Raw genomic sequence first — 10,113 nt, 5'->3', positions numbered from 1 at the left:
AGCAGTAGCTACTCGGTATGACAAATTAGCAAGAAATTATGAAAGTCTCGTTGCTTTGGCATTTTCAATCATGTGGCTCCCTATGTGGGTCGATTGAAACATGTACAACAAAGGTCAACACGCTCTAATATAACTTTAATGCTATCTTCTTTATTAGCTTGTGAAATTACTCGCATTGCTGAGATAGAAGCCCAAAAACCGGCAAAGCCGGAGCCTGCAATCACAATTTTAGCTGTCATTGTTGAATTCCTTAGAAGGTTAATTTAATTAGAAGGGACTGTTTACAGATTTTAGGTAATACACCTTTCCCATCTTTAAAAGACGTAGTTATTCAGAAAGGAAAGGTTGTGATTTCCTATTTTACAGACCCCAGATATTAAGTTTTTCCTCGCTCCCCTTTATTTGTACGAATTGTTCGTGCCTCTATTTTTTTATCCATCCAAGAGTTGACGTCTCTATAAAATTTTTTTGGGGCGATCTGACATAAACGTGCAGCCACATCGGCAAGCGTTTGGTTAGCCAACACATCACGCATTGCTTTTTCAGCCTGAAGTATTACTTTATGAACTGAGCATGTATCAGAAATGGCCCAATCTGGTAGGTTAGTGTTTTCAAAGATAGCACAACGCTGGCGTACTTCCTGACATTCAAAGAGGGGTTTATGCCCTTCAATAGCATCAATAATAGATAAAAAAGTAATTTTTTCAGCAGGAAGAGCTAATCGATAGCCACCACGGATACCTTCATTTGAATTAACTATTCCTGCTTTTTCAAGGCGAGGTAAAATTTTTGCAAGAAAACTTGGAGAGATGCCTTGCAGCTCTGCCAATTCTCTACTGCTAAGAGAACGATCAGGGTTATCAACGAACCAGAGTAAACAATGAATTCCATATTCAACACTGACGGTAATGTATGCCATTTTTTCAAACTTCCTAAGCGCTAATTTATAAACGAGGACAATACATGTCTCCGTTTTACCTGTCAACATAAACTAGGATAATCTTAATCCTTGTTTTAACCAACTTTCAGCATTAGGAATTAAGTATCAAATGAAGAGTACTTAATCAGTTGTTGTGCTATTTCGGTTAAGCTTCAAGACCGCCTCGTCAAAGAGCTTATGTTCAACACCACCACCAGAAGTAGCCCAATAATACTGCCCTACCAACGCATCTTATTTTTATTAACACAGAATCGCCTGAGGAATAGTAATTAAATGTCCATCAAAAAAAACTCCCGTAACAAAATCTGTAATAGCGTAAATTAACAGCATGTTGATAGACTTGGTGGCAACAATATTCAGAGATTGAAAGAAATTTTCAGCATTATTCCCACTATCTGAAATGAAACTGTTTTGACCTTTGCAGATTGTTATCGGTTATTAGCCTTTATTCTAATGATGAAATAAACATCAATTTTTGTATGGTTGAGTACGTTAAATAAAAAACACTCGACTATCTCTATTTTTAATAATTGAGAATAATCCTAACAAAAGGAGTTTGCCATGAATAAAAACAGCAAAAATTATGTAAAATGGTGGTTGGAAAAGGAAAGATTAAGAACTAATAATGGAATTCCTGTAAAAATAACACTGGCAGGAATTAAATTATCTGTTATTCCTCAAGCATTCCTTCCATCCCCATTACAAACGTATTCTACGCCATTACTCATAAAAAACATTATACATCATGATATTACGGGGAAAAAAATTCTTGATATAGGAACTGGCAGTGGTGTTCTTGCCATTTATTCTGCCCTTAATGGTGCATCTTTGATAACAGCAACAGATATCGATGACCATATATTATACCATGCTAAAAATAATGCTTATCTGAATAAAATTACTGATATTCATTTTATAAATAGTAATCTCTTTGAGTCTGTCGAAGGTAAATATGATTACATATTTGCTAATGGGCCAATTTCTCCTGAATCTTGGTCAGAAAAAAGCCTTTCAGGGCATACTATATCAAGTTATGGAGAAACCCTTTTTAGCCAATATCGTAATTATCTGACAGATGAAGGGGTAATGTTTATGACATTCGCAGAATTTGGCCCAATAGAGGTATTCTACAAAACACTTCAAAAGTATTCAGTTATGCAAAAAGAAAAAAGAGAGAAAAAGTTTGGGGTATGGTGGAGCTTTCATGAAATAAAAAAATAAACTCGATACAACCTCCAACAAAAAGCCGGCTATGTTCCGATGTCTTGAATGTTCTATCAAGAATCAGTGGTTGTACTCACTAATTCAATACAACCACTTTCACTTTATACAACCTTAACAAATTTAAGAATCCAATACTTTTGAAAGCATCTCTTTAAACTGAGAAAGTGAAGCTACACCAACCAATGCATCAACGGGCTTGCCATTTTTGAATACAACAGTGGTTGGGATACTACGAATCCCATAACGTGCAGCAATGGAAGGTGCTTCATCAATATCCACCTCTCCGAACGTTGCGCTTTTGCCCATATCTTCGGATAGTTTCTCAAATATTGGAGCAACCATACGACATGGGCCACACCAAGGTGCCCAAAACCGGACAACAGAAATTTCTGTGTTTGAGGTCACTACATCATCAAAATTATTTTCAAACAGTTCAATTAGATTACTCATCATTTCTCCACATAATGTCATTTATGCCTAAAAATCCTTTTAGTTCAGTATGATAAATCAGTCATAGAGTTTATCAGTCTAGACTAGTGTTATCTCAAATGAACTTTATTCAATTATTCTATTGAATATCAGGATAATATCAACCATTGATCGTTCGAATTTTTCACTCTTTCCACGAAAATTTTTTAGTTATTATTGAGAAACTATATTTTAAAAACTGAAGAAAAGCACTGGGTTTACACTACCTGCTTTTGATAGAGTTGAAACAAAATGTCAGTCCCCTATTCCGTCAAATATATTGTTAGTTGATTTATTGAAGGAATCATCAAGAAAAATGACTTTTGGTTACGTAAAAAATTGGTCAAAATGTGGTAAAAATCGTTTCCCCTCGCATCATGAGGAGTAAGGAAGTGATCTACAATTCTGGTATGTTATTTATTTTTTAAATAATTTCCCAGCCATACAATTAATCATCACAGATAAGAGTCTAATTATGATTGTTTTTGTTACAGGAGCAACTTCCGGTTTTGGTGAAGCTATCGCTAAAAAATTTATCAAACATGGTTCCATAGTTATTGCTACAGGACGTCGTAAGGATAGATTAGATGCGTTGAAAAAAGAGTTAGGAGAAAACTTCCATCCCATTCAGCTTGATGTAAGAGATCGTACCGCTATTGAGCAAGTAGCTCAGCAATTACCCGACTCGCTGCGTAGTATAGATGTTCTTGTGAATAATGCAGGGCTTGCACTAGGGTTAGAACCAGCTCATCAAACTAACCCGGATGATTGGGATACAATGATTGACACTAATACCAAAGGACTGGTGAATATGACACGTGTCCTGCTGCCTGATATGGTACAAGCTAATCACGGACATATTATTAATATTAGTTCCACCGCAGCGAGCTGGCCTTATGCCGGTGGCAACGTATACGGTGCTACCAAAGCTTTTGTCAAACAATTTAGTCTAGGATTGCGAGCTGATTTACAAGGGAAGAATATTCGAGTTACTGATATTGAACCTGGGCTTGTTAGCGGAACAGAATTTTCTCATGTTCGCTTTAAAGGTGATGGGGGCAAGGTTAATAAAACTTACGAAGGAGTTGATGCTCTCACTGCCGATGATATTGCAGAAGCAGTATTTTGGGTTGCGAACCTCCCTTCTCGTGTCAATATTAATACATTAGAAATGATGCCAGTTTGTCAGTCATTTGCAGGTTTAAGTGTACATAGAAACCAATAGTTATTTTTACAAATTGTCAGCTTTTTTATCTAACTTGAAAGCTAGGTAGTCCGTTAATCTTTTTTAGTAGTTTCTATAAATGCCCTAGTCTTATAATAATCTATTTAGTAAATAGCTCCATGAAAGAGGTTTAAACATGCGCATTCATAGTTCTTTGATTGTTAAAAGCATTTCCGCTATTGCATTAATGTTATCGCTATTTTGGCAATCATCGGCATTTTCTGCGTCCTGTACATCAGATAGTACTTGCGTGATTATCAATGGGGGTGAGACTTCGTTGAATAAAGAAAAGGCTCGTCAAAGTAAAGAAGAATGGAATGAACAAAAAGGATTGCGTCAAAAAATAGGCAATAGGAAAGAGAAAGAATTTGATAAGTATGACGCAGAAGTTGATAATCGTGACGACTGTCTAAAAAGCGCCAATATTAACGCTTATTGGGAACCAAATACAAAACGTTGTCTGGATATCAATACAGGTCGTCCGATCAAACCTTGATAGACTCAACACCAACATCAATATAAGGAGATGAGGGTGAAAAAGATCCTACTGACTGGTGCTTTGTTTTTTGTACTTTCTCCTCTTACAGTGCAAGCTTCACAGAAAACGACATGTGAAAGTCTGAAAGAGGAAATTACGCAAAAAATCATTAAAAATGGTGTTTCCGAAACGAATTTTAGGCTTGATGTCGTTCCTAAAGACGATGCTGTAGCAAACGGTGGAAAAGTTGTTGGTCACTGTGATCTCGGCAAGCAAAAAATAGTTTATATCCGTCTTTCCCACACAGATGTATCCAGTGCCACTACCGACAAAAAGAAAGATCAGATGTAACTTTCTTATCGAGATCAGTTCAGTGTGAACATAAAAATAAAAAAGGGAGTAAGTAATGCTCCCTTTTTTATTTACTTATCAAAGCCCGCTAATAACAGAAACATCTAAATAACAGGATAAATCACGTTCTTCTGGCCTGAAAAGATAAGGAATTTCCCCCAACTGCGGGGCTGGTATGTGACAACGTAACCTATCCAGTATTTTAGCATAGTGAGCTAATCCAGGATTAATGCGATTAGCAATCCAGCCAATTAAAGGTACATTATCATTAATAATTGACTGAACAGTCAGAATAGCATGATTGACACATCCGGCTTGAATTCCCACAACTAAAATAACTGGAAGTTTTTCTTGTACAACCCAATCATAATAAAACGTCTCATCGTCTAGTAACATACGCCAACCACCGTTACCTTCGATGATCACGCGATCAGCTTTGCCCCCTAAATTTTTCAGGCCCTTTGTCATTTGAATAAAATCAGCCCGATTTTTTTCTCCGTAATTGCTTTCCCAGATAACAGGATTGATCTCTTCATAATCTACTTGAACTGATGAAGATTTATGTATGACTAAGGCATCATGATTACGTATTCCCTCCGGTGTTTCTTGTTTTTCTGTCGCAATGGGTTTATACCCAACTGCGGTGGCTCCTTCACGATTAAAAACTTGCAGTAATGCGCGGGTAACAACTGTTTTACCGATGTTGGTATCCGTGCCTGTGACAAATAAGCGCGTTAACATAAATTCATTTTTCCGTTTTCCGTAATAACAGTACAGATAGATCGGTTACTCTTTTAACGAGCAAGTTTAGAGTGTAGGAGATGTGTTTGAGATAGGGATTGCGTTAGCTCAATGTTTTTCCTGTTATACGTTATCTATTATTTTTATCCTTGCATGATCTGGTCGATATGACTTGGTTGAATATCAATACTCACCCCGCCTCCCATTATTTAATTCACGCCGCTAAAAAATTAATTATGTCGCTGTTTAAATGAGAAGATATCCGTTTGAGGTAGAAATGTGATCTTTCACACGAACTTAGTAATTATCACTTTTTTTATTAAAAATTTTTATCAGCCATGTCTGAAATCAAGAACGTTTGAAATTAAAAGATTGGTTAGTCTATCTGCCGCAGTACTATTGTTACGATTTTTATGTTTAACCAACCAGACTTCAGAATAAGCAGTATTATTTGCTAAAGGCAGATATTGGACACCATCCAGTTTCATTCGGGTAAATGATTCAGTGATAATACTTACCCCCAATCCTGCTGCAACTAATCCAAGTATTGTCATTGCTTCCCCCGCCTCTTGTGAAATCTTCGGGGTTACTCCCACATTCGCCAGTAAAGAAATAATCTCATCATACAAAGCCGTTCCTACATCTCGCTCAAAAAACACTAACGGATAATCAGATAACATTGCTAGTTCAACACCATTACCAGCGTAATCAAGTAAAGGATGTCCATCATATACTGCCAACATAAAACGTTCTCGAAAGAGTAATTGATGTTCTAGATTATCTGGTAATGACGTATTACGCATAATTCCTATGTCAATTCTACCCGTCTGCAAAGGTGCTATTTGCTGTTTAGTGTTCATTTGATGCATGTGAATGGCGATATCAGGATAACGTTCCCTGAATTGGCGTAAGCTAAGTGCAATCTTATACATAAAAGGGGTGGTGGACGTAAAACCAATGGATATTTCCCCTAATTCACCTTGTTGCATTCGCGCGGCCTTAATTGCAGCTGCATCAACTTGAGCGATGATTTGATATGCCTCCTGAAGAAACATGTGCCCGGCAGGTGTTAGGCTAACATTCCGGTTATTACGCATGAGTAGCTGTGCATTTATGTTTGCTTCAAGGGATTGTATTTGCTGACTTAATGGTGGTTGCGAGATATTTAACCGCTCCGCAGCACGCCCAAAATGTAATTCTTCCGCAACTGCAATAAAGTAACGTAAGTGTCTAAGTTCTATGTTAATAGCCATTGCCTATCACTCAATTGATATTTTAAAAGTATTATTTGTTACGATTAATATATTAGACAAAATATTCACAGATTCATATCCTTGATCTAAATCAAGTCTCTACAACAAAGCGACAACCTGAAAGACAATGAGTAGATATATAGATAAGGAAATAACGTGAATAGAATCCAAAGCGTTAGTGAAAAGTCGGTTATTTCTGGTGTTGAACATAATGTTGACCGCCCGATAAATCATGAAAGTATCCGTAAGCAACATTATATTCAGCGAGGAGATACTGCATATTTGCGTATAACCCTATCATTTTTTACCGTTGGGCTGGCTACTTTTGCACTGCTCTACTTTGTTCAGCCAATATTGCCAATTTTGTCAGAAGAATTTAACGTTTCACCGGCCAGTAGCAGCTTAGCTTTATCACTTTCTACAGGAATGCTGGCTCTGGGGTTATTAATCACCGGGCCTTTATCAGATGCTGTTGGTCGTAAAAATGTCATGGTCATTTCGTTAACTGCTGCCGCTGTTTTTACTCTCTTGGGTTCTGTCATGACAAGTTGGCACGGGATTTTAGTTATCCGCGCACTTGTTGGCTTATCATTAAGTGGTGTTGCTGCTGTGGCAATGACTTACCTTAGTGAAGAAATCCATCCCAGCTATGCTGCTTTATCTATTGGGCTTTACATTAGTGGTAATTCAGTGGGTGGAATGAGCGGACGTTTAATTACTGGCGTGATTGCAGATCATTTTCCCTGGAGATTTTCTGTCATTTTGTTAGGTACTTTTGCTTTACTCTCTGCCATAACATTTTGGAAAATGTTACCAGAATCTAAACATTTTAAATCCAGCCCACTAAAACCCAAAACATTAATCATCAACCTAAAATTACACTTCCGTGACCGAGGCTTATCTCTTCTATTTGCTGAATCCTTTTTACTGATGGGCGGTTTCATCACGATGTTTAATTACATTGGATATCGGCTATTAGAAGCGCCCTATCATCTCAGCCAAACTGTGGTAGGGTTACTGTCTATTGTTTACTTGACAGGAACTTATAGCGCAACAAAAGCCGGAGCGTTAACAAGTAAACATGGCAGAGGAAAAGTATTATTAATTGCAATCAGTATGATGTTAATTGGTTGCATAATTACAGTTTTTCCTCCTATCTGGGCTGTAATGCTTGGAATGATGATACTAACGACAGGCTTCTTCGCTGCTCATGCTGTTGCTAGTGGATGGGTTGGACAAAGAGCCAAGCGTGCCAGAGCACAAGCATCATCGCTTTATCTATTCGGTTATTATGCAGGATCAAGCATTGCAGGAACATTAGGTGGCATATTTTGGTTCCATTTTGGTTGGAACGGTGTTGCCGCATTTATTTCATTATTAATGATAGTCGCTTTTTCTTTGAGCTTAAAACTTAATCAATTGGAGAAATGATAAAATAAAATTGCCGGCATTCATTTAATACCGGCAATTTTTAAACGGGACACTTTAAATAGCCTTATTTGTTTATGTTTATTTTCCGCCCTAACCTTCAATAATAAGACTGACTAGGTAATGCAATAATCTTTGTTAAATATCCCTCAATAATTTCTATATTCCCTTCCTTCTTCAATGAGAGCAATATTCTTTGTATACAACTTCGAGAAAGTGTACATCGTTTCTCTATATACTTGATGGCGGAGATATTTTCCCGAAATTCGGCAGGTAGATCCATCAAACGAGATAATAGACTACATACAATTTCTTTGTTGTCATGGCGGTAGATACTGATATCTCTGGCATAAAGAAAGGAGATCTTATACGAAATTATTCTCATCCACTCCCTATAAAGATCATGCTTCTTTATGGCATTTAACGCACTAATCCTAGGAATTTGGTGTACTTTACAATTTGGCCCTAGTTCAAGTGAGTAGTAGATTTCAGAACCAGAATAGAAAGACAAGCCAATGATATGAGGTGAAAAAAAAGTAGCAATGATTAGATCGTCATTTATTCTATGCATATTGACGTATCCTTGCTCCAATAAAAAAAACTTAGCGAACTCATCTTCGATTCTGATTAATAATCCTTGTGTCGGTAAATCAGACGTAATTAACTCTGAATATGGTAATAATGTATCGATAACCTTTTTAAAAGAATTCACAGGCTTGAGTAATTTTTTCATATTTAACAACCTTAGAGCCTTACTCATTCCACTTGGAAAAATAAATAGTATTGCATCAATACTTAGAATGAAGCACTAATACCCCTATTAATGAATAAAATACCTCCTGTTAAATTTTTATCACAACATAGAAATACTATGCAATAAATGCTTTTTATCTTTTACTTATGATTGAATTTTTTGTTTGATTTTATTGCTGATGTTTGAGAGAGTTGTTTTTGAATTAACAGAATGTTGTAACTAAGTGCATTCAAAAAGCTATGATGTGTAACCGTAGAGAATAATTATGAATAAATACCTTTCAATAGAATCGCTTACAGCTTGCTTCAAAAGACAAGAAGAAAAGTTATCTGAACTGATTGGACTGTTAATTGACTATCCACTTATTGATGCCCGGGTATTTGAATTACCTCAAATCGAAAAAGGTGAAGAACATGAGCAAATAACTGAAATTCAAGTTAACCCGCTGAAGGGTAATGAAGCCCTCAACTTAGGCTTACGCTTCTATCAGAAGCTATTCATACACCATAACAATCCCAATATAAGTAGCAAAGCCGCAAGCCGGCTTCCAGGAGCGCTATGTTTTTCTGTAAGCCACCAGCAGTACAAAAAAGCGGTGAATGTAATCAATGAAGTGAATCAATTTAAAGCTGAACTAGAAAATATTGTTACCAAAGAATCCGGTATCAGTAAAGAACAGAGATTCGAATTTGTTCATGATCATTTAAGAGGGTTAATTACTCTGAATGCTTATCGCACCATTACTCCCCTATTAAACCCTGATTCCATCAATTTTGGTTGGGCCAATAAAAATATTATTAATAAAGTTACTAAGCAACAAATTCTGGAACGGCTGGAGAAAAGTCATAACGCAGGACGGGCAGTCCCTCCCTACTCCAGTGAACAATGGGCTGCATTAGTCGAATTAGAAATTACAGATATCAAAAAATTCCCGAATGATGCAGTACTGAAAATCAAACGGCCAGTGAAAGTACAACCCATTACCCGAGTGTGGTATTCAGAGTTACAGAAACAAGTTCAATATGCATGCCCTCTTCCCGTTATTGTTTTCTATACAGAAGATAGTGAGATCAAACCGAAAATCGGTGCATTACCTGACTATAATGCCAATACCATAAAACATAGATACAAGCCTAAAGCAAAACCACTTGAACTTATTATTCCTCGTCTACATCTCTACAGAGAAATCTAAGATCTAAAAAGGCCGGAACCATAATCAGATCCGGCCTTTTTAGTTAGTAACGTAGATAG

General features: G+C 36.8%; 11 protein-coding genes and 1 pseudogene. 7 read left to right on the top strand and 5 right to left on the bottom strand.

Annotated elements, in window-relative coordinates; all coding sequences use genetic code 11:
- A pseudogene (locus AACQ81_RS07060) lies at nt 1-97 on the top strand (IS5/IS1182 family transposase); the annotation flags it as partial.
- Nucleotides 98-376: 279 nt separating this feature from the next.
- On the opposite strand, the gene AACQ81_RS07055 reads toward AACQ81_RS07060, so the two are convergent.
- Complete coding sequence (locus AACQ81_RS07055) at nt 377-919, bottom strand: RrF2 family transcriptional regulator (RefSeq protein WP_237386768.1); 543 nt, start codon at nt 917-919, stop codon at nt 377-379.
- Nucleotides 920-1,501: 582 nt separating this feature from the next.
- On the opposite strand from AACQ81_RS07055, the gene AACQ81_RS07050 reads away from it, so the two are divergent.
- Entirely contained in the window at nt 1,502-2,161 is a 660-nt protein-coding gene (locus tag AACQ81_RS07050; protein ID WP_237386767.1) for a methyltransferase, read from the top strand.
- Nucleotides 2,162-2,284: 123 nt separating this feature from the next.
- Here the strand turns inward: AACQ81_RS07050 and trxA are convergent, their stop codons facing one another.
- Nucleotides 2,285-2,614, bottom strand: coding sequence for a thioredoxin (trxA, locus tag AACQ81_RS07045; protein ID WP_237386766.1), 330 nt, complete (start codon nt 2,612-2,614; stop codon nt 2,285-2,287).
- A gap of 493 nt (nt 2,615-3,107) precedes the next feature.
- Between trxA and ydfG the strand changes: the two genes are divergently transcribed.
- The 3 genes from ydfG (at nt 3,108) to AACQ81_RS07030 (ending at nt 4,686) form a co-directional block, all read left to right on the top strand.
- Nucleotides 3,108-3,857, top strand: coding sequence for a bifunctional NADP-dependent 3-hydroxy acid dehydrogenase/3-hydroxypropionate dehydrogenase YdfG (gene ydfG / locus AACQ81_RS07040; protein WP_237386765.1), 750 nt, complete (start codon nt 3,108-3,110; stop codon nt 3,855-3,857).
- A 136-nt stretch (nt 3,858-3,993) separates the two neighbouring features.
- A complete protein-coding gene (locus AACQ81_RS07035) occupies nt 3,994-4,353 on the top strand; it encodes a DUF1283 family protein (protein ID WP_237386764.1) in 360 nt (119 codons plus the stop codon).
- Nucleotides 4,354-4,389: 36 nt separating this feature from the next.
- Complete coding sequence (locus AACQ81_RS07030) at nt 4,390-4,686, top strand: DUF1161 domain-containing protein (protein WP_237386763.1); 297 nt, start codon at nt 4,390-4,392, stop codon at nt 4,684-4,686.
- 78 nt (nt 4,687-4,764) lie between these two features.
- Here AACQ81_RS07030 and bioD read toward each other — a convergent pair whose 3' ends face one another.
- Together bioD and AACQ81_RS07020 are read right to left on the bottom strand one after the other, a co-directional pair.
- Nucleotides 4,765-5,427 (bottom strand): dethiobiotin synthase, encoded by a 663-nt coding sequence (bioD, locus tag AACQ81_RS07025; protein ID WP_237386762.1) that lies wholly within the window; start codon nt 5,425-5,427, stop codon nt 4,765-4,767.
- 332 nt (nt 5,428-5,759) lie between these two features.
- A complete protein-coding gene (locus AACQ81_RS07020; RefSeq protein ID WP_237386771.1) occupies nt 5,760-6,674 on the bottom strand; it encodes a LysR family transcriptional regulator in 915 nt (304 codons plus the stop codon).
- A 198-nt stretch (nt 6,675-6,872) separates the two neighbouring features.
- On the opposite strand from AACQ81_RS07020, the gene AACQ81_RS07015 reads away from it, so the two are divergent.
- A complete protein-coding gene (locus tag AACQ81_RS07015; protein ID WP_237386770.1) occupies nt 6,873-8,111 on the top strand; it encodes an MFS transporter in 1,239 nt (412 codons plus the stop codon).
- Between the two features lie 97 nt (nt 8,112-8,208).
- Here the strand turns inward: AACQ81_RS07015 and AACQ81_RS07010 are convergent, their stop codons facing one another.
- On the bottom strand, nt 8,209-8,841 hold the full coding sequence (locus AACQ81_RS07010; RefSeq protein WP_237386761.1) for a helix-turn-helix domain-containing protein: 633 nt from the start codon (nt 8,839-8,841) through the stop codon (nt 8,209-8,211).
- Between the two features lie 286 nt (nt 8,842-9,127).
- On the opposite strand from AACQ81_RS07010, the gene tus reads away from it, so the two are divergent.
- Nucleotides 9,128-10,054: a DNA replication terminus site-binding protein gene (tus, locus tag AACQ81_RS07005; protein WP_237386760.1), complete on the top strand. Its 927-nt coding sequence runs from the start codon at nt 9,128-9,130 to the stop codon at nt 10,052-10,054.
- The last annotated feature ends 59 nt before the right edge of the window (nt 10,055-10,113 follow it).

It is taken from the genome of Xenorhabdus sp. Sc-CR9, from assembly GCF_963897815.1.
GTDB lineage: Bacteria > Pseudomonadota > Gammaproteobacteria > Enterobacterales > Enterobacteriaceae > Xenorhabdus.
The sequence above is the reverse complement of the archived record's forward strand: the minus strand, read 5'-3'. Positions and strand labels throughout refer to the sequence as shown.

Bases quoted from the DNA above. Each gene is read 5' to 3' on its own strand.
- AACQ81_RS07055 (WP_237386768.1), bottom strand. From the start codon at position 919: ATGGCATACATTACCGTCAGTGTTGAATATGGAATTCATTGTTTACTC.
- AACQ81_RS07050 (WP_237386767.1), top strand. From the start codon at position 1,502: ATGAATAAAAACAGCAAAAATTATGTAAAATGGTGGTTGGAAAAGGAA.
- trxA (WP_237386766.1), bottom strand. From the start codon at position 2,614: ATGAGTAATCTAATTGAACTGTTTGAAAATAATTTTGATGATGTAGTG.
- ydfG (WP_237386765.1), top strand. From the start codon at position 3,108: ATGATTGTTTTTGTTACAGGAGCAACTTCCGGTTTTGGTGAAGCTATC.
- AACQ81_RS07035 (WP_237386764.1), top strand. From the start codon at position 3,994: ATGCGCATTCATAGTTCTTTGATTGTTAAAAGCATTTCCGCTATTGCA.
- bioD (WP_237386762.1), bottom strand. From the start codon at position 5,427: ATGTTAACGCGCTTATTTGTCACAGGCACGGATACCAACATCGGTAAA.
- AACQ81_RS07010 (WP_237386761.1), bottom strand. From the start codon at position 8,841: ATGAAAAAATTACTCAAGCCTGTGAATTCTTTTAAAAAGGTTATCGAT.
- tus (WP_237386760.1), top strand. From the start codon at position 9,128: ATGAATAAATACCTTTCAATAGAATCGCTTACAGCTTGCTTCAAAAGA.